Annotated in this window: 17 protein-coding genes and 3 pseudogenes; 11 read left to right on the top strand and 9 right to left on the bottom strand. The window is 64.4% G+C overall.

Annotated elements, in window-relative coordinates; all coding sequences use genetic code 11:
* Nucleotides 1-234 (top strand): annotated as a pseudogene (locus EOA29_RS42830) (site-specific integrase); the annotation flags it as partial.
* A gap of 332 nt (nucleotides 235-566) precedes the next feature.
* On the opposite strand, the gene EOA29_RS05890 reads toward EOA29_RS42830, so the two are convergent.
* The 7 genes and pseudogenes from EOA29_RS05890 to EOA29_RS42825 form a co-directional block, all read right to left on the bottom strand.
* Entirely contained in the window at nucleotides 567-2,357 is a 1,791-nt protein-coding gene (locus EOA29_RS05890; RefSeq protein WP_127220446.1) for an alpha/beta fold hydrolase, read from the bottom strand.
* On the bottom strand, nucleotides 2,354-4,930 hold the full coding sequence (locus EOA29_RS05885; protein WP_245468420.1) for a glycoside hydrolase family 2 protein: 2,577 nt from the start codon (nucleotides 4,928-4,930) through the stop codon (nucleotides 2,354-2,356). Before EOA29_RS05885 ends, EOA29_RS05890 begins: the two co-directional genes overlap by 4 nt.
* A 23-nt stretch (nucleotides 4,931-4,953) precedes the next feature.
* Nucleotides 4,954-5,952 (bottom strand): DUF1839 family protein, encoded by a 999-nt coding sequence (locus EOA29_RS05880; protein WP_127220444.1) that lies wholly within the window; start codon nucleotides 5,950-5,952, stop codon nucleotides 4,954-4,956.
* 1 nt (nucleotide 5,953) lies between these two features.
* Nucleotides 5,954-6,877, bottom strand: coding sequence for an amino acid--[acyl-carrier-protein] ligase (locus EOA29_RS05875; protein ID WP_127220442.1), 924 nt, complete (start codon nucleotides 6,875-6,877; stop codon nucleotides 5,954-5,956).
* Between the two features lies 1 nt (nucleotide 6,878).
* Complete coding sequence (locus EOA29_RS05870; RefSeq protein WP_245464979.1) at nucleotides 6,879-8,018, bottom strand: acyl-CoA dehydrogenase family protein; 1,140 nt, start codon at nucleotides 8,016-8,018, stop codon at nucleotides 6,879-6,881.
* 70 nt (nucleotides 8,019-8,088) lie between these two features.
* Entirely contained in the window at nucleotides 8,089-8,334 is a 246-nt protein-coding gene (locus EOA29_RS05865) for an acyl carrier protein (protein WP_127220441.1), read from the bottom strand.
* Between the two features lie 222 nt (nucleotides 8,335-8,556).
* Nucleotides 8,557-8,867, bottom strand: a pseudogene (locus EOA29_RS42825) (type II toxin-antitoxin system ParD family antitoxin).
* Between the two features lie 97 nt (nucleotides 8,868-8,964).
* On the opposite strand from EOA29_RS42825, the gene EOA29_RS05855 reads away from it, so the two are divergent.
* Nucleotides 8,965-9,162 carry a DUF680 domain-containing protein gene (locus tag EOA29_RS05855; protein WP_027164757.1) on the top strand — a complete coding sequence of 66 codons (198 nt, stop codon included), beginning with the start codon at nucleotides 8,965-8,967 and terminating at the stop codon, nucleotides 9,160-9,162.
* 364 nt (nucleotides 9,163-9,526) lie between these two features.
* On the opposite strand, the gene EOA29_RS05850 is transcribed toward EOA29_RS05855, so the two are convergent.
* Both EOA29_RS05850 and EOA29_RS05845 read right to left on the bottom strand, forming a co-directional pair.
* Nucleotides 9,527-10,837: a type II toxin-antitoxin system HipA family toxin gene (locus EOA29_RS05850; protein ID WP_127220439.1), complete on the bottom strand. Its 1,311-nt coding sequence runs from the start codon at nucleotides 10,835-10,837 to the stop codon at nucleotides 9,527-9,529.
* Nucleotides 10,837-11,091: a helix-turn-helix transcriptional regulator gene (locus EOA29_RS05845; RefSeq protein WP_127220437.1), complete on the bottom strand. Its 255-nt coding sequence runs from the start codon at nucleotides 11,089-11,091 to the stop codon at nucleotides 10,837-10,839. Before EOA29_RS05845 ends, EOA29_RS05850 begins: the two co-directional genes overlap by 1 nt.
* Before the next feature lie 303 nt (nucleotides 11,092-11,394).
* On the opposite strand from EOA29_RS05845, the gene trbB reads away from it, so the two are divergent.
* The 9 genes and pseudogenes from trbB to EOA29_RS05800 all read left to right on the top strand — a co-directional run.
* On the top strand, nucleotides 11,395-12,378 hold the full coding sequence (gene trbB / locus EOA29_RS05840; RefSeq protein WP_127220435.1) for a P-type conjugative transfer ATPase TrbB: 984 nt from the start codon (nucleotides 11,395-11,397) through the stop codon (nucleotides 12,376-12,378).
* Nucleotides 12,375-12,707: a TrbC/VirB2 family protein gene (locus EOA29_RS05835; RefSeq protein ID WP_126095123.1), complete on the top strand. Its 333-nt coding sequence runs from the start codon at nucleotides 12,375-12,377 to the stop codon at nucleotides 12,705-12,707. The genes trbB and EOA29_RS05835 overlap by 4 nt, the downstream gene beginning before the upstream one ends.
* Nucleotides 12,707-12,988 (top strand): VirB3 family type IV secretion system protein, encoded by a 282-nt coding sequence (locus EOA29_RS05830; RefSeq protein ID WP_127220433.1) that lies wholly within the window; start codon nucleotides 12,707-12,709, stop codon nucleotides 12,986-12,988. Before EOA29_RS05835 ends, EOA29_RS05830 begins: the two co-directional genes overlap by 1 nt.
* A 10-nt stretch (nucleotides 12,989-12,998) precedes the next feature.
* Entirely contained in the window at nucleotides 12,999-15,455 is a 2,457-nt protein-coding gene (trbE, locus tag EOA29_RS05825; RefSeq protein ID WP_127220431.1) for a conjugal transfer protein TrbE, read from the top strand.
* Nucleotides 15,452-16,210: a P-type conjugative transfer protein TrbJ gene (trbJ, locus tag EOA29_RS05820; RefSeq protein ID WP_127220429.1), complete on the top strand. Its 759-nt coding sequence runs from the start codon at nucleotides 15,452-15,454 to the stop codon at nucleotides 16,208-16,210. Before trbE ends, trbJ begins: the two co-directional genes overlap by 4 nt.
* An 11-nt stretch (nucleotides 16,211-16,221) precedes the next feature.
* Nucleotides 16,222-16,545, top strand: a complete 324-nt coding sequence (trbK-alt, locus tag EOA29_RS05815) for a putative entry exclusion protein TrbK-alt (protein ID WP_127220427.1) — start codon at nucleotides 16,222-16,224, stop codon at nucleotides 16,543-16,545.
* Between the two features lie 2 nt (nucleotides 16,546-16,547).
* Nucleotides 16,548-17,924 (top strand): P-type conjugative transfer protein TrbL, encoded by a 1,377-nt coding sequence (gene trbL, locus EOA29_RS05810; RefSeq protein ID WP_127220425.1) that lies wholly within the window; start codon nucleotides 16,548-16,550, stop codon nucleotides 17,922-17,924.
* 3 nt (nucleotides 17,925-17,927) lie between these two features.
* The gene (trbF, locus tag EOA29_RS05805; protein ID WP_127220423.1) at nucleotides 17,928-18,617 is read left to right on the top strand and encodes a conjugal transfer protein TrbF; all 690 of its coding nucleotides are present in this window, start codon (nucleotides 17,928-17,930) and stop codon (nucleotides 18,615-18,617) included.
* Nucleotides 18,614-18,975: pseudogene (locus tag EOA29_RS05800) on the top strand (P-type conjugative transfer protein TrbG); the annotation flags it as partial. The gene trbF and the pseudogene EOA29_RS05800, both read left to right, overlap by 4 nt.

Raw genomic sequence — 18,975 nt, 5'->3', positions numbered from 1 at the left:
ATGCAGCAGGGTACCGACCGGTGGGAGGCCGCGGGCTTTCTTGGCATGACAGTCGAAATGCTGATTGAGACCTATGGGCACCATCACCCCGATTTTCAGGCCAAAGCCACCCGGGCGATCGTCTCCAAGTCACGTTCGCGAAACGTGCCCAAAAACACAGTCAGGATGGTCTTGGCACAGAAGGAGAACTTTTCCGACTACCCCACAGTTACCCCACAGAATCGCCGGAAATAAACGTGAACGAAGGCTGTCTGGCATCATAAGAAATGGCGGAAATCCGGGCTTTTGCTGGATGGCCCGCTCGTTCGGGACGATGGGGTCGCAGGTTCAAATCCTGCCACTCCGACCAGAACGAAACCTTCCGAAAATCCACGTTTTCCGGCGACATTCCAACGGTTTGGCCGGTTTCCGCGCTTGGAACATTATCGGAATGTGAGGCGCTGTGAGGTGCGCCTCACGCCCCATGTGGGGCTTTGGCCGTTCCCGGGTTGCTCAGGCGACCCTGAGATGCAGCCTCTCGTCGATCTGTTTCAGGCGGACATGCTCTCCATGCGCGTCCTTGGCTCCTATGGTGCCAGGAAGGACGGGCTTGTCGTCGCGCGCACCGGCTCTGAACGGGCGTGGCCGTCATGCCTGATGCCGCCGTGATCGATCAGGCGCGCGATCACGGCGCGCCGTGCGTGATACGGCGTCAGCGTGTGGTCGGCATTCGGCAGCGAGACCCTGGTCACGCCGCGAATGCTGCCGAGCCGCTCTTCCTCCGAGCCAAAATGGCGGGCGATCTCCTTCAGGCTCAGGTCGCCTTCCGAGGTCATCAGGAGAACCCGCACGCCCCGGCCACAAAGGTCGCGCATCCAGCGTTCCACCCGCCGCTGTCCCAATAGAGCGGCCGGATGCAGCATCGACACTGTGGACTTGATCGCCTCCAGCCCGCGCCGGACAATCAGCCGGGCGCTGCGCGAAGCGATCCCGCGCCATGCCGGGGCGTCCGGCTCGCGGCTCTCCTCAATGGCGGCGGCGTTCTGCCCGAGCACGGCCTTGGACGTCTCGTAAGTCTTCCAGACCGCCATCTCCAGCGCGTAGGAACTGTTCCAGGCGAAGCAGAGCGGGTTGATCATGGTCAGCGTCCGCACCCGCCGATCGGCCCGTGCGGTGTGAAAAGCCTGGAATGCGCCGGCGCAGGTGCCGACCAAGCCGACAGTAGGGTAGCCGGCTCGTTCCATCCAGTCGATTGCACGGCCCACATCATGGCGCGTGCGCCCGTCATAGAGGAACAGGCGCCCTTCCTCGGTCGGATCGCTGAGGCCAAGTCCGGGCAGGTCGACGCGCAGCGAAGCTACGCCTTCCGCCGCCAGCTCCCGCACCGCTTCCACCGTGCCACGCGCCCAGCCGACATGCGGCACGCCACCGGCATTTAGGAAGATCACCGGCTCGGCTGCGGCCTGGCGTCCGTGCGGCCGGCAAAGCACGCCGCAGATCATCGGCTCCGGTCCGATCAGGACCGGCTTTTCCGTATAATGCGGACCGTCCAGGGACTCCGACGCATCGTGCGGCATGGCCTTTCCTGCGACCGCTTCGCCTTTATGGTCGGCTATCCAGCCTGCGCAGCGGTCAAGAGCGGCGGCCGGAATCCGGTTAGCGGTCGGGTCGCACATCAAGAGAGGATAGCCATCGAACTCGGCCTCGGCGAAATCCGCAGGGCCCGCCTCGCCGCCACGGATTTCGGCGGCGGCGAGCGGCTTGCCGTTTGTAAGCACCAGCATCGGCAAGGGTGGAAGGCTTGCCGCGGCATGCCGCCAGTCGAGCGCCGAAAGGTCGGCCAGCGTCTCATGCGAAATCCGGAAGCCGGCGGCCTCGCGCCCCTCGGTGAAAACCCCTTCGCCCGCCGAACGGCTGGCCAGCGGCGCGTCGATCATGCGCGACATGGCCGTGATCTCGCGGACATAGGCCTTGCCGGAGGACGGCGGCGCGAGCACCACGAGACCGGCCACGTCGTCTCGTCCGGCCGCCGCCAGCGGCGCCAGCAGAGCGCCAAGCCGGAAGCCGACCAAAATGACGTCCGCCACGCCGCAATCCCGCTTCAGCCGATCGATCGCGGCGCCTATGCTCTGCGTCCACGATCGCACCTGATTGGGCGTTGAATGATCCCCGGCGGCATTGCCGCAGCCGGGATAGTCGAACTGCAGCACCTTCAGACCGTTTTCGGCCACCTTGTCGGCCAGCAGCCTCAGGAAACGCCGGCTGCACAGGTCCTCGTGCCCATGCGCCCCGGCGATGACGACGCCCCGGCCGCGCCGCTCGTTGCCCTTGCCTTCATGAAGCCAGCCGATCGTGTCGGCGAAGACTATCCCCCTCATGCCATGCTCCCAGTGGGCTCCAACGCCCGCATGATCTCTGCCCCGGTTTCTGCCCCGGTTTCCGCCCCGATTTCCGCATTGCCGGCTTGCGGCGCATCGTAGGTTACGTCGCGATCGCCGTTCAGCGCTGTCACGATGCCGGCCGGCGTGGACGAGGCCGGTCCGTCAAGGCCAATTTCCTTCTCCGCACCCGGCATCAGGTGGAAGCCGTTCTCGCGCGGAAGGAACAGCCCATCCTTGATGGCGATGTGATAGGCAGCTCGCCTGCAGGCGAGCCGCAGGCGCCAGCCGTCTTCTCCTCCCCGCACCAACCGCGCCGACAGGCCGACATCGCGTCGCGCGGTCATGGCGCCGGGAAGCACATGAAAGGCTTCGGCCAGGATTTCGCCGTCGCGGCCTTCCAGCCTTGCCACGGTTACCTCGTGACCCGCCGGGCCGAAGCGATAGGCATAAGACAGGTCGAAGAAGGCGCCGAGCAGCGAAAACGCCGACAGAAACTGCGCCCCGCGCGCCTGCACGGTGACCGGCTGGCGCGCCGTCACCACCGGGGTGACGCCATCGCGCAAACAGGCAAGCGACAGCGTCGCCTCGACCGCCTTTGCTCCGTCATTGACGAGATGGACGCCCAGCCCGTTGACGCCCTCGTCGCTCAGCGTCAGCCTGAGCGGCGCGAAGGCGCGTCTCAGCGCATGCCAGACCGATTTCGGCCGTCCGGTGGAATCGACGATGCCCCACCCTGCGCCCGGGCGCAGATCCTTCCAGAAAAACAGCAGCGCACCCGCCGTCGGCGAAGCTGGTCTGCGCCATTCGTCGATCGTGCGCTCAACCACCTCGGCGGTGACGGCGCGTGAGAGGTCGAGGTAGCGCGCGGGATCTTCCATGCGCAGCCGGCGCACATCGACGCCGAACAGCGCCTCGAGATAATGCTCGCGCACGTCCTCGAAATCCCACGACGCACCTGCGTCGCGCGGCACACCGGCCTTCCAGCGCGGATCGTGGCCGGGCGGAACGGGCAGTTGCTCATCCAGCGTCGTCTGTTCCGGCACGTTGGCGAAGGCGAGGCACTCGCTGGCGAAACGCACCTCCGCGCGGCGCGCGTCTTCCAGCGGCCGGCAATAGGCGCCGACGCCATAATAATGCGTCGGGCCGCCATCCGCGGCGAAGGGCAGACTGCCGCCGGAGGGCGACGAGGACACCAGCGCGAGATCGGGCAGGATCGCCTGTGCGGCCGGACGCACGACCGCGTCGAGCCAGGGTGTCGGATCCATCGCCGCCGGCATGCCGAGCATCGCAGCCTGCTGCGCCACCTCGCTGCCGCCGCACAGCACCGCCAGCGACGGCGAATGCCGAAGCCGCTTCAACAGGTTTTCCACCTCGCTCGACAGCGCCGCCCGCCAGGCCTCGCTCTTCGCGGGATAGTCGAAATTGGCGAGCATCAGGTCCTGCCAGACGAGAATGCCCATCTCGTCGCACAGCTCGTGGAACGCATCGCCCTCATAAGCGAAGGTGCCGCCGACCCGCAGCATGTTGACGCCGGCTCGACGCACGAGGTCGAGCTCGAGCTCGATTACGCCCCGCTCGCATGGCAGCCGCACAGGATCGGACGGCGTCCAGACCGCGCCGCGGCAGAATACCGGCACGCCGTTGACGACGAGGCGGAAGTCGCGTCCGTCGGCGCCGCGATCGATCTCGATACGGCGAAACCCGACCCGGTCGAGCCGGCTGCGCATCGTGCCGATCGTCGCCATCACGTCGTGCAGCGCCGGCTCGCCATGACTGTTCGGCCACCATGGGGCGACATCGGCAATGTCCAGTTCCGCCGTCAGCCGGGTGGGTGTCTCGACCTTGAGGCACGCACGCACTCCAGCGCAGCTGACATGCGCCGTCTGCGCATCGTCGATAGGTTCAGCGAGGGTGATCGCAACGGCAAGATGCCCGGTCGAACCGTCGAGGCTGGCGCGCATGTCGGCATCGAGGATGCGCTGCCCGCCATTTTCGCGGATCAGCTTGACGGGACGCCACGGCCCGACGACATCGAAGGTCGGGCACCAGCCCGGCATGTGTCCGATCAGGGTGGTGCGCACCAACCGCAGCCGCTGATCGTCGATCATGCGAGGACGCCAGCGCGCGCGTGGACCGGTCGCCGTTTCCAGATGGCGGTCGAGACTGCGCAAGACGATGGCGAGCGGCTCGCCGCCTGAAAGGGTCACCGCGGCCTCGTGGCGCTCGAACATCGAGGTCGAGGTAAGCAGCAGCCGGTCGCCAAGCCAGACCTCGGCGACAGTCGCCAGTCCCTCGAACACCAGCCGCGCCGGGCCGGTCGCGTCGAGCCGGCGGCTGTACCAGACATCGCGGTCATGCAGCGGGGTTGGCTGCTTGCGGTCCCAGCGGCCATGCTTTTCCAGCGTGCCCGCCGCCGTGCCGGGACAGGCCGCGTCCAGCCAGTCGGCGTTTGCGTCGATATCATCCGGCGAAGCCCAAGCGCCGGCCGCCGAGACGGCCATCCGCCAACCCCGGTCCAGCAACTCGACAGTGCCGGCGGTCGACACCGTGGCGTCCATTCGCACACCCATGTTCAAATGCGCCTCGCCCGGCCCTACGCCGCCTTGGAGGCGACACCCGCCATGCGGGCGTCCAGCACGTCCATCACCGTTTCGTAGGCCTGCGCCATTGGCGCGATCGCCTCGGCCAAGCCCTCGAAACGCTGCCGCGCCATCGCCCGGGCGAGCTTGAACTGCATGACCTTGGCGCCATCGGCAATGTCGCCGGCGGCTTGCGCCGCCTCCGCCAGGCAGGTTTCGCCGTGCTGCCCCAGCCATTCGAGATGACTGCCGAGAAGTTCGAAATTCGCGCCGACCTGGCGCAGCGTGTTGAAGGCATAGGTATGGAAATAGTCCGGCGACCGCGTCGCCAGCGTTTCAGCGTGGCGGCCGAACGCGGCCGCATAGGCGCCAAGCGGATTGCGCTTCGGCCGCCGCTTCAAGTGATGCGCAAGCAACGCCGCTGCGGTCCCGACCGCGTCACGGGCCGGGCGCGTGGCGTCGAACTTCACGAATTCCGCGTAAGGAAACAGCGGCAGGTCCCCGGCCGACACATCATCCCATTGGCCGAAGATGCCGTCGTAGTCTTCGCCCTCGAGCGCGAAGTAGCCGTCATTGTGGAAGTAGCGCATCCGCCGCCCCTCGGGATCGAGCGCATCGATGCCGCACGTGGTCTTGGAATGGCCGTTGCGATAGGTGATGCCCCTGGTGTCGGGCAGGTAGAAGGCGTCGACCTCGACCAGCGGCAGCCGGCCGAGTTCGATTTGCGCCAGCACATGCGTCTCCAGCCGGTCGAAGACCGCCAGTTCCTGGATGTCCAGCCCGGCCAACTGCTGCAGGTCGGCGGTCGGGAACTTGAAGAAGGTGAACTGATCGCCCTCGAAATCCTGCGCCACGGTGAAACCGAGCGCCGCGACCGGATCGTGGCCGGTCGCGTGCAGTACCTCAATCAGGAGGTCGACATAGCAGTTGGTCTGCGGCCAGCGCCTTTGCGGATCGTGCAGCCAATGCGGCCGGTAGCTGGCCGGGTCGAGGCCGGCGATAGCTCCGCGCATGTCACACGCTCCACAGCACGTCGCGGACCGCCGCCGGCCAGGCGTCCGCGTCCGGCCCGTGATGGCGGAACAGCGCCAGCGCCACACGCTCCAGCCCAAAGCCGACGCAGGCCGAGTGGCAGAACTCCCCGTCGGCGAACTTCAGGCCCCAGGTCCGGCCAAAATGGTCCTGGTGATAGTTGAAGCTCAAACAGGCGGTCGGCTTCTCGATGCTGGTCACCGGGATCAGTAGCTCGAATTTCAAGCCCTGGTCGCGCTGATTGTTGGCCATCATCTTGCCGCCGCGGCCGAAGAACGGATCGTTGGCAAGATCGACTTCGCAGGGCAGGTCGAGCTGCTCGATCATCGCCTTGCCGCGCTTCAGCCAGCTTTCGCGGAACGAGCGCACCTGCTCGGCCGTGCCGATCTTGACGAACTCTCGCATGCGAAAGAGCTGCATGCGCGCCGGGTCCTTCGACGGCTCGTGGCGGAAGCAGTACGAGGAGAGCTCGAAAAGCAGGCCCTGCGCCGGCACCGGGCCGCGCGCGGCGACGGTGGGATAGAGCGGATAGCAGGCGGCCGGTGTCAGCGCGACATCCGTTGCCTTCTGCAGCTCCGTCCAGTCCCCGCCATCCGCCATCATGCCGAGCAGTTGCGCGTGCTCCCGCTCGCCTCCCCTGAACGAGTGCACACAGCCGGCAAGCTGCGGAAAGCTCTTCATATAGCCGCTCTTCTCCAGCGTCGCGCGGCTCATGCCCGGCGGAAAATGAATGCGGGTGGCCTTGTCGGGCGCCCCTAGCCGGGTGACGAGACGCTCGAAGCGCTCGATCACTTCCTCGAATGCGCCCGAACGGCCATAGAGGCCGTCGATGCCGGATTCGAACAGGATGCCGTTCTCGAACAGGCTGTCGAGAAGCGACTTGGAGTCGAATGTCTTGGCGTCCATCTCAGCCCCCCAGGCCAGTGTCGAAGCGGCTCATCAGCATGAGCGTCGCGGTATTGGAAAGGATGCGGTCGTTGGAGATCATCACCGGCGCCGAGGTCACATCGCGCAAGTGCCGGCCGACGCTGAACGGGGTGCCGTTCTTGTAGCCAAGGATACCGTTGACTAGCATGGCGAGGCGCACCACGGCGCCCGCCTTCTCGCTGGCCGCGACCTTCAGCGCGTTGATCTCGGCGGCGAAGCCGATCGAAGACAAAGCGTCGTCGTCGCCCTTGGCCGCTTCGAAGCGGTGGATGGCGGCCGTCAGGTGGCCTTTCATCTCCTGTAAAAGGGCAGCCGCCTCGGCCAGCCTCAGCGCGCCCGGCGGCATGGCCTCGGGCTGCTTGCGCGCCGCCGCCTTGACAAAGGCCTGCGCCCGATTGAAGGCGTCGGCGGCGATGCCGAACCAGGTCGCCGCCCAGAAGATGTGCGAGCTGGCCAGCATCGACTGCGCCGCGATCTCGGAGAACGGCTTCGGGAATATCTGCGTCGCGTCACCCGTGGCGACCAGATGAAAGCCATCGGAGCAGGTGCCGCGCATGCCGAGCGTGTCCCACACGGACGTGCGTTCCAGCGTGCGGTTGCCATCGACCGGGATGACCACCATCACCTGGTCGGAGCTGGCCGCATCGGGCGCGCGCCGCGCCGTGGCGAGGATGGCGTCGGCGTAGTCGCCATAGGAGATGACGGTGGCTTCCTTGGTCAGCGCGAAACGCCCGCCGGCGACCTCGACCGCGCAGATCGAATTGCGCAAATTGCCGCCGATGCCGGCCTCCGTCGTCGCGGAAGCCATCAGAAGCTGCTCGTCTGCGATGCGCCGCATATAGGCGCGATGCCAGTCGCTGGCGCCGCCGTGAGTGACGAAGCTCGACGTTTTGATCTGGTGCATGGCATAGATCATCGCGCTCGAGCCGCAGGCCTGGCCGAGCTGGACGATGAGGTCGGCGATTTGCATCGTGCCGAGTCCCTCGCCGCCATGCTCGATCGGGATCGCCACGCCGAGCAGGCGCTCGCGCTTCAGCGCCTCGATCGTCTCCGCCGGGAAACGGCCTTCCTTATCGACGGGATCGGCATGGCTCGCGGCGACCTCGGCGACGCGGCACATGCGTTCAGTTGCGGCTTCCGGCGCCTCCGCGACCGAAGCCGTTTCGATCTTTCTCAACACGTTCATGGCGCTACGCCGCCTTGCGCGTCAATTGCGAAACGGCGTCCGCGATACTGGCCAGCGAAGAGAAGGTGCGCCGCGTCAGCATCATCTCGGGGAATTCGATGTCGAACTCTTCCTCGAGCGCCAGCATCATCTGCACCGAGGCGAAGGAGGTCAGCCCCGCGTCGTAGAGATTGGCGTCGTCGGCAAGTGCGCCGAAATTCAGCGGAATCATCGGATGCTGCTCTAGCAGCGAGCGAATCTGGTCGATCATGGAGGGCCCCACCCTTGCGTTTGCGTGCTGTGCAGGCGGCAATATCGCAGAGAGAGCGCAACCGTGGCGTTAACGCCGCCGTCCAATTTCAACCATGCCTAAGGATCGGTAACGGACCGCGTACAATTTGTAGCGTTCGGATTCAGATCGGCCTGCATCCGGCGTTTCGACGCGGGCGTGTCCTTTGCACCGACATCACGCCGCACATCTAGCGCCACACCGTCAACCGTCGCCGTAGCTTGTCGGCAAATGGCGTTCGACCAGCGTGCCGGCCTGCCAACCCAGACCGCTAATCAACTCATCCACGCTGCCGTCGTCGATTTCCCTGAACCGGCCTTACTCGATGTCTTGGAACCCGATGCTTGCCACCTCCTTGAGCGCGGCGACCTTTGCTTCCTCTCGCGCTTCGCGCTGCTCGACCAGACGCAAACCTTCGCGCAGCACCTCGCTGGCGTTCTGATAACGCCCGGTCTTCACCAGGTGGGCGATCACCTCTTCATGGTGCTTGGTCAGGACACATTGCGTGTTGGCATCGTGATGTCCGCGTTGTGGCAGCGAGCTTGCCGAAAGTGATTTTGCGGTCGGTGCATGGCGGGTTACGCTGCGTCACCCACGAATAAGGACGATCGGATGAAAACCTTCCTTGCGACAGTCGCAGCATTGGGCCTGTCGATGTCGGGCGCAGCCGCAGAATGCGCGTATCACCAATCAATGGCATCAGCAGCACAGGTCGACACGACCAAAACGGCCAGCGTTGAAAAATCCGACGTGGCGAAGACAACTGACGCGCAGCAGATCAAGAAACCAGCGCCGCCCAAGACGGAATAGCGCCTTACCTGAAACAGTAGAGCGGCGAAAATTCAGACGCCCTCCGCAATATTTAGCATTTGAGGTTGCCGCTAGAAGCCCGTTCTGCCGGCGCTGGTCGTGTATGACCTGATGAAGGAGCCTTAGTGCCTACGGAATGAAGGAACGCGACAGCCGAGACAGCCGCGAGCGCAGCTTTTCGCTGCAGGCGCGCACCTAGCTCGCCGCCACGGTGCTGGTCGCGATCGATATTGCCAAGGTGCGCACATGATCCCGGCCGATGCCCCCCTCCAGCGCCGCTCCGCCTCCATCCGATGGCATGCCGGCCGAATCGTCGAGTTCATGTAGGCGATCGATGGCCTGGAATGCCTCTTCTGATCTCGGATCAATTTGCACCAGCAAGAAGCATCGCACGCCTGCCTATGGCCAACCTGACCGAATCGACAACCTGTCCAGGAAAGCCACGCGGTAGTGAGGAGATCACGGTATCAGCCTGCTTCTCCGCGTTTCCGGCAATGTCTTCGAAAATTCGGCGCATGACAGGGGTGCCCACGCCAGCAATGTCAGCGGTCTGTATGAAGTGGCGGGGCACAATCTCATGCACCGAATAGTGCCGGCTTTTGCCGACCGCCATTGCCAACTTGAATTTTTTGCGAGTGATCTGTCCGGCATCAAGGCTGGGCTGCGCGGTCAGCACGTCGTAGAGCGGCGTCATGCGAAACCGCCCGCCTGGGCCTAGAAAGATGCTGAAATTCTTGGCGTGGCCGTCGGTCGCCGAGATCAGCCAGAATACGATGCAAGCGCGCAGAAAGACCGCTATGTCGTCTTCCGGCTGGTCACTGCCCTTTAGAAGCTCGATAATCTCCCGCATACCGGGTCCGCCCTCTGACTGGTACTTACGTGTCGGCGGGACCGACAGCGCTTGACACATATCCTCTTGCGGCAGGCGCAGGAGGCGGCCGTCCCTGGCCCACAGCCGGTCGAAGCGCTCGACGATCAGTGTGCGGCGCTCCCCGAAATCCGCGATCTCCGTCTTGGCGGCAGGAACGCCGAACGCCTCAAGCAGCTTGAGGCACAGATACTCGTTCTCGACGCTATTGGAGAGATCGATGCCGTTGGGCAACCTGCCGATCTGCGGCTTCAGGATGTGGGTGGTGGCAGCCGTGCCGATCGGCTTGAACCAGCATCCGTCCTTGCGCAACAGCGCCGTCTTTTCCTGGGCGCCGGCGATCGAGATGCGGAAATCCCCATCCTCACCCAGGCCGAGAGGAGCGGCGGTAAGGTTTTCGATTATTCCGGCTATGTCCTTTTTGCTGACTGGCTTGCCATCGCTGCTGCCCGGATTGCCAGGATCAATGCCGTCAGGCAGGAACTGCAGCGCACCGACGCAATCGTGGCCCAGCACGGCGAGCAGGCTGTGGGCATCGGTGCCAGCCGCGCCGACGCGTTCGGCAACCCGCTTGCGGATGGCTTCATTGTCAGGAAGCAGGTTGTCGAAGACGTTGATCACGGGCGCGCCGATATAGCGGTCCTCCCGCAAAGGAAGTGAGAGCGAAACCGGGAAGGTACCGTGCCAGTCCAGCCATTCGCGGGCGTATTGGAAGTCCACGGCGCCGTTTGATTGCCTGCGCAACACTCCCACGAGGCGCCCGTTCAGGAAGACATTAAGCGGTGTGTGAGCCGGCCGCCTCGCCATCAGAACAAGTCTTCGATCTCGGTGGCGCTGCTTTTGCTGCGCGGGCGAACGACGAGTTCGAGGTCGAGGGCGGAGAGAGCGGCCATCAACGTGCTGAGCTGCACCGCTGGCTCGCCGGCTTCAAGGCGTGACACGGTGGCCTGGCGCAGGTGGATTTGATTGCCAAGCGTTTCTTGCGTGAGGTCGGCCTGCCGGCGGGCGCGACGCAGGATGGCGCCGAGTTGCTTCTCGTTGCGAGCGATCTGGTCGGTCATGACAAGCCTCCAGAGGGCCATATACGCATTCGCGTATTTCTTGTCAATATACGCAATCACGTATGGAAGCAGCTTATACGCAAATGCGTATGATATGTCAATATACGCGATCGCGTATGGAATCTGCCATTGCAATCCCCAACCTCATGGAAAGGCTGTACGCGCGAGCGCCGTCTATCTCCTGTATTTACACGCCACGCTACTACGCCTCGATAAACCTGTTGCAGCAGCTAAGAATACCGCTCTCTTAATCATCCCCGACCGGGGACCGCCTGCATTGTTCCCGACCGAAACGGGGACAAAATGGCAGCTTTGCACAACAACACCGAACGACGCGCGCGCAGTTCGCGCATGCTGCGCACCGCGCTCGGTCAAGCCATCAGCCGGTTCCTCGACGATCCGGCAATCGTCGAAGTGATGTTGAACCCGGACGGCCGAATCTGGGTGGATCGGCTTTCGGAGGGTCTGGCTGACACGGGCCAGATGCTGCCGTCCGCGGATGGCGAGCGCATTGTGCGTCTGGTCGCTCACCATGTTGGCGCCGAGGTGCATACCCGTTCCCCGCGCGTCTCGGCTGAGTTGCCGGAAACCGGCGAACGCTTCGAGGGGCTGCTTCCGCCCGTCGTTTCAGCGCCCGCCTTCGCGATCCGCAAGCCGGCAGTCGCTGTATTCACGCTCGAGGACTATGTCGCGGCGGGCATAATGACCGCCGGCCAGAAGGCCACGTTGCGCGCCGCAGTAGTGGGCCGCGCGAACATCCTTGTGGCGGGCGGCACCTCCACCGGCAAGACGACGCTGACCAATGCCCTGCTCGCCGAAGTGGCGAAGGGGTCGGATCGCGTCGTCATCATCGAAGACACGCGCGAACTGCAATGCTCCGCGCCCAACATGGTCGCCATGCGCACCAAGGATGGCGTCGCATCGCTCGCCGATCTGGTCCGCTCCTCGCTTCGCCTTCGTCCTGACCGTATCCCCATTGGCGAGGTGCGAGGCTCGGAAGCGCTTGACCTTCTGAAGGCTTGGGGCACCGGGCATCCCGGCGGCATCGGCACCATCCACGCCGGCTCCGGCATCGGCGCCCTGCGGCGTCTCGAGCAACTCATCCAGGAAGCCGTCGTCACCGTTCCGCGCGCCCTGATAGCCGAAACCATAGACGTGGTCGCCGTTCTATCCGGACGCGGTTCTGCGCGCCGGCTCACCGAGCTCACCCGGGTCGAAGGACTTGGTCCCGACGGCGACTATCGCACTTCCCAAGCCAGCCAGAACAATGAAGGAGACAATTCATGATCCGCGCTCACTCGCGAGGCTACCGGCGTATCGCCGCTTCAGGCACGACGCTCTTCATCAGTCTCATGGCCGCCTCGGCCGCCAATGCCGCCGGATCGTCAATGCCGTGGGAGCAGCCGCTGGAGAAGATCCTCCAGTCGATCGAAGGTCCGGTCTCCAAGATCATTGCCGTGATCATCATCATAGTGACCGGACTGACGCTCGCCTTCGGCGATACTTCCGGAGGTTTTCGGCGACTGATCCAGATCGTCTTTGGCCTCTCGATCGCCTTCGCGGCGTCCAGCTTTTTTCTGTCGTTCTTCTCGTTTGGCGGCGGAGCGCTGATCTGATGGCGACCGCTTTCGAACAGATCGACGCGGTGCCGGGATATGTGGTCTCCGTTCACAGAGCTCTGACCGAGCACATCCTGCTCGCCGGCGCGCCGCGTTCGATAGCGATCATGAACGGCACCCTCGCAGGCGCGGTCGGCCTCGGCCTGCGGCTCTGGCTGGTCGGTCTCCTTCTCTGGGCGCTCGGACACTTCACGACGGTGTGGGCCGCAAAGCGCGATCCCCTGTTCGTTGAAGTCGTCCGGAGACATCTGCGCCTTCCCGGCCACCTGTCGGTTTGAGGGCGCGGCCATGATGAACCTTGCTGAGTTTCGCCGGGACGCCAACCGTCTGGCCGACTACCTGCCTTGGGCTGCGCTCGCGGCGCCTGGCGTGGTGTTGAACAAGGACGGGAGCTTTCAGCGCACCGCAAGGTTTCGCGGGCCGGACCTGGATTCCGCCGTGGCGGCAGAACTGGTGGCGGTCGCCTCGCGCATCAACAACGCCTTCCGTCGTCTCGGCTCGGGTTGGAGCATTTTCGTCGAGGCTCAGCGCCATGAGGCGGCGACCTATCCCGACAGCCAATTTCCCGATCCCGCCTCCGGCTTGGTCGACGCCGAGCGCAAAGCCGACTTCGAGGAGGACGGCATCCACTTCATATCGAGCTACTTCCTCACCTTCCTCTACCTGCCGCCGGCCGAGGATGCGGCGCGGGCGGAGACCTGGCTCTACGAGGGACGCGAACAGTCCGGCGTGGATCCTCATGAGATCCTGCGCGCGTTTGTCGACCGCACGGATCGCGTTCTCTCTCTTCTCGACGGCTTCATGCCGGAATGCCAGTGGCTCGACGATACCGAGACGCTGACCTACCTGCATTCGACTGTCTCGACGAAACGCCATGGGGTGCGCGTCCCGGAGACCCCGATCTATCTCGATACGCTGCTGGCGGAGCAGCCGTTGACTGCCGGGCTCGAGCCACGCCTTGGCGACCAGCATCTACGCGTTCTCACCATTGTCGGCTTTCCGACCGCAACGACGCCAGGCCTGCTCGACGATCTGAACCGGCTCGCTTTCCCGTATCGCTGGGCGACGCGCGCGATCCTGCTCGACAAGCCCGATGCTACCAGGCTGCTGACGAAGATCCGGCGGCAATGGTTTGCCAAAAGGAAGAGCATCGCCGCGATCCTGAAGGAAGTCATGACGAACGAGGCGTCCGCGCTCCTGGACACGGACGCTACCAACAAGGCCGCGGACGCCGATATCGCATTGCAGGAACTCGGCGCTGACGTTTCGGGCATGGCCTACGTCACCGCGACCATCACGGTCTGGGACGCCAATCCGCATTTGGCGCAAGAGAAACTGCGCCTTGTCGAGAAAGTCATCCAGGGTCGCGACTTCAGCGCCATGCTGGAAACGGTCAATGCTGTCGATGCGTGGCTTGGGTCATTGCCCGGACATGCCTACGCCAATGTCCGCCAGCCGCCCATCTCGACACTCAATCTCGCCCACATGATCCCCCTCTCTGCCATGTGGGCGGGGCCGGAACGGGACGAGCACCTTGGTAGTCCTCCCTTGCTATATGGCAAGACCGAGGGCTCGACCCCGTTCCGGTTGTCCTTGCATGTCGGCGACGTCGGCCACACCTTGGTGGTCGGACCCACCGGCGCTGGCAAGTCCGTGCTGCTTGCGCTGATGGCGCTGCAGTTCCGACGCTATCTGCACAGCCAAGTCTTCGCCTTCGACTTCGGGGGCTCGATCCGCGCCGCGGCGCTCGCCATGCGTGGGGACTGGCACGATCTCGGGGGCGGCTTAACCGAGGGCAGCGATACCTCCGTCTCGCTCCAGCCTCTTGCCCGCATGCACGATACTTATGAACGCGCGTGGGCGGCCGACTGGATCGTTTCGATCCTTGCGCGTGAAGGGATCCCGATCAACCCGGAGGCCAGGGAGCATATCTGGACAGCTCTGACATCGCTCGCCTCAGCGCCGGTCGACGAGCGCACCATCACTGGCCTCAGCGTGCTCTTGCAGGCGAACGAGTTGAAAAAGGCTCTGCGGCCATATTGCGTTGGAGGCCCATACGGGCGGCTGCTAGATTCTGAAGCCGAACATCTCGGCGCGGCATCCGTGCAAGCCTTCGAAATCGAGGGTCTTGTCGGCACCAGAGCAGCACCTGCTGTTCTGTCCTACCTGTTCCACCGCATAGGCGACCGGCTCGATGGACGGCCGACTCTTCTGATCATTGACGAGGGCTGGCTCGCGCTTGATGACGAAGGTTTTGCCGGCCAGTTGCGCGAGTGGCTGAAGACGCTGCGCAAGAAGAACGCCAGCGTCGTCTTTGCCACCCAGTCATTTTCCGACATCGACAACTCCGGCATCGCGCCGGCGATTATCGAAAGCTGCCCAACCCGGCTGCTGCTGCCCAACGAACGCGCCGTCGAACCGCAGATAACGGCGATCTACCGCCGCTTCGGCCTCAACGACCGCCAGATCGAGATTCTGGCGCGCGCGACGCCCAAGCGCGACTACTATTGCCAGTCGCGGCGCGGCAACCGCCTGTTCGAGCTCGGCCTTTCCGAGGTCGGTCTCGCGCTCTGCGCCGCTTCGTCCAAGACCGACCAGGCTCTCATCGCCAGTGTTGCCATCGAGAGCGGCCGCGACGGTTTCCTCGCGGCATGGCTGCGCGCCAGAAACGTCGCCTGGGCCGCCGACCTCATCTCCGCCCCGCAAATCTCTGCCCCGCAACCCGAAAAGGAGCCCCAATCATGATTACCCGTCACGCGCGCGCACGCGCCCTTACGCTGGCCGCGGCCATGCTCGCCTTGCCCCTCTCGGTATCGCCCATCGTTGTCAGGCCGGCGCACGCCTTCATCGTGTTTGATCCATCGAACTATGCCCAGAATGTGCTGACCGCTGCCAGATCGCTGCAGCAGGTCACCAACCAGATCACCTCGCTGCAGAACGAAGCCCAGATGCTGATCAATCAGGCCCGCAATCTGGCGAGTCTGCCCTTCTCCTCGCTCCAGCAATTGCAGCAATCGGTGCAGCGCACCCAGCAACTGCTCAACCAGGCGCAGAACATCGCCTTCGACGTCCAGCAGGTCGACAAGGTCTTCCAGCAGCAATATGGCAGCGTGTCCCTGTCCACGTCCGATCAGCAACTCGTCGCTAATGCGCGCTCGCGTTGGCGAAACACCATCGGCGGTCTTCAGGACGCCATGCGGGTTCAGGCCGGGGTCGTTGGAAACGTCGACACCAATCGCGCCCAGATGTCTGCGCTTGTCGGCGCCAGCCAATCGGCGACCGGCGCGCTCCAGGCAACGCAAGCCGGCAACCAACTCTTGGCGCTTCAGGCTCAGCAAATCGCCGACCTCACCGCCGTCGTCGCCGCCAACGGTCGCGCCCAGGCGCTGACCGACGCCGAGCGCGCCGCCGCGGCCGAACAGGGCCGCGAGCAACGCCGTCGCTTCCTCGCCGCGGGCTCTGGCTACCGGGCTGGCAACGCCTCAATGTTCAACCACTGAGGATCACGACAGTGGATGGCAAGGCGCTCGTTCGCATTACCGCCGCGATTTTCGTCGCCGTCGCAGTCACCGCGACAGCGGTCGAGATGATCCGCAAAAAGGACAAGTCGGGCTCAGCAGTGCTCGAGGCGCCGGCGACGTCGCAGAGCCCGCTCCGCGAGGGCCTTCGCCGTTGCCAGGTGCTCGGTGAGGGTGCGCTGCGCGACAGCGACTGTTTGCGACTGTGGACCGAGCAGCGCGACCGTTTCCTCAGTTCCAAAACGCCATTTGTGAGGTCGACTTCACAGTCGGCCACCCCACAGTCGCCGGATGCGAACTCGCCGGGGGCTCGATAGGCATGGGCAGCACTGGCATTATCGACCAATTCCTCGGCACGTTTACGCGTTACATAGACAGCGGCTTCGGCTTGCTCGGTGGCGAAGTCGCGTTCGTCGCCACCACCCTGATCGTCATTGATGTGACGCTCGCGGCCCTCTTCTGGAGCTGGGGCGCCGATGACGACATCCTCGCGCGGCTTGTCAAGAAGACGCTGTTCGTCGGCGTCTTCGCCTACCTGATTTCCAATTGGAACAGTCTTGCCCGGATCGTCTTCGAAAGCTTTTCCGGCCTCGGCCTCAAGGCAAGCGGCACCGGCTTCTCAGTGCAGGACCTGCTGCGGCCTGGCAAGGTGGCGCAGACCGGGCTCGACGCCGGACGGCCTTTGCTCGAAGCCATCTCCGGGCTGATGGGCTATGTGTCCTTCTTCGAAAACTTCATCCAGATCGCTTGCCTGCTCTTCGCCTGGGCGCTCGTCCTGCTCGCCTTTTTTATCCTGGCCGTGCAGCTCTTCGTCACGCTGATCGAATTCAAGCTGTCGACGCTGGCCGGCTTCGTCCTGATCCCTTTCGGCCTCTTCGGCAAGACGGCATTCATGGCCGAACGCGTGCTCGGCAACGTCATCTCGTCGGGTATCAAGGTGCTTGTTCTTGCCGTCGTCATTGGCATCGGCTCGACGCTCTTCAGCGAGTTCACCCAAGGCTTCGGTGGCGAAAGCCCAACAATCGATCAAGCCATGGCGATCGTGCTGGCGGCCCTGTCGCTGCTCGGTCTCGGCATCTTCGGCCCCGGCATAGCCAACGGCCTCGTCTCCGGCGGCCCGCAGCTTGGCGCAGGTGCTGCCGTCGGCACCGGTCTCGCCGCTGGCGGCATGGGGCTCATCGCTGGCGGGGCTGCCGGCCTCGCGACGAGGGGCGGAGCGGCGGCTTTCTCTGGAGCGACATCTGCGGCCCGAGGCGGCTCGTACTTGGCCGGGGGCGCGTCGACTGCCTATACCTTAGGCTCTGTCGGCCAGACTGGCACTGCCGGTGTCGCCTCAGGCCTGAGCGGCGTTGCAAGCGCCGGCATGTCGGCCGCTGCATCGCCGCTTAGGCGCGCCGCCGCTCAGGCCAGTCAATCGATGAAGTCAAGTTTCACATCCGGCGTCAATTTTGCCGTCGAGTCCACCGGCGGATCGTCGACTCTGGGAACGCTGGGCGGGGCCGCCACGTCGGCCAACGATCCTTCGTTCGGCCGCACCACTCAGGCCGGTGCCGCGGCGCAAAGCCCGCCCGACTGGGCCAAACGCATGCAGCGATCCCAGCGCCTGTCTCACGGCGTCCAAACCACTGCCCATGCCGTACGCTCAGGCGAGGCCCACGGCAGCGGAACCTCCATTTCTCTTTCTGAAGGCAAGTGATCTATGAACATCTTCAAACGCCCCGCTGTTCACTACGGCAAGACACCGCAACCGGAAACGCCTTACCAGAAAGCAGCGCAGGTTTGGGACGAGCGCATCGGTTCGGCCCGCGTGCAGGCAAGGAACTGGCGCATTATGGCCTTCGGATCGCTGATCCTGTCGGCTGGCCTTGCCGGTTCACTCGTGTGGCAATCGAGCCGAGGCACGGTCGTGCCATGGGTCGTGCAACTCGATACGCTCGGACAGGCGCAGACGGTCGCGCCTGCGGCCGCCGACTACAAGCCGACCGATCCTCAAATCGCATGGCATCTTGCCCGCTTCGTCGAACAGGTCCGATCGATCCCGGCCGATCCGATCATCGTGCGCCAGAACTGGCTGCGCGCCTATGAATGGACGACCGACCAAGGTGCTGCGGCGCTAAACGACTATGCCCGCGCCAACGAACCCTTCGCCAAGATCGGCAAGCAGCAGGTCGCGATCGAAGTGTCCTCGGTCATCCGCGCTTCTGCGGCTTCCTTCCGCGTCGCCTGGACTGAGCGTCATTACGAAGACGGCCAGCTCTCCACCACCCAGCACTGGACAGCCATCCTGACGATCGTGATTCAGCCGCCAACCGACGCTGAACGGCTAAGGGCCAATCCGCTCGGCATCTACATCAACGCCATCAACTGGTCGCGGGAGATGAACCAATGACCCTGGCATTGCGTGCTTCGATCACTCCCGCTTTCCATGGATACGCGGTAGCGGCGGTATTGCTCTCGGCGACCGTGCTCGCTGGCTGCGCCACGCCTGAGAAGCCCCCGCGGATTGCTTATGACGCCTACGTTCCGCCATTGCCGGCAATGCCGGCTGCCGCGACCTACGAGAAGCCGAAACCGCTGCACGTTCCACCGGGCTGGATTCCGGCGCGCGGCGGTGCCGCAGCCAACAGTCCGACCGCGCAAGTCGAGAGCGCCAACGCGGCCGCGCGTGTCCAGCCGCGGCGCGAGGGCTATTACAACGCCATCCAGATCTACCCCTGGAGCGAAGGCGCGCTCTACCAAGTCTATGC

This window comes from Mesorhizobium sp. M1E.F.Ca.ET.063.01.1.1 (assembly GCF_003998155.1).
Classification (GTDB): Bacteria; Pseudomonadota; Alphaproteobacteria; order Rhizobiales; family Rhizobiaceae; genus Mesorhizobium.
This window is presented reverse-complemented; position numbering and strand designations above follow the sequence as displayed.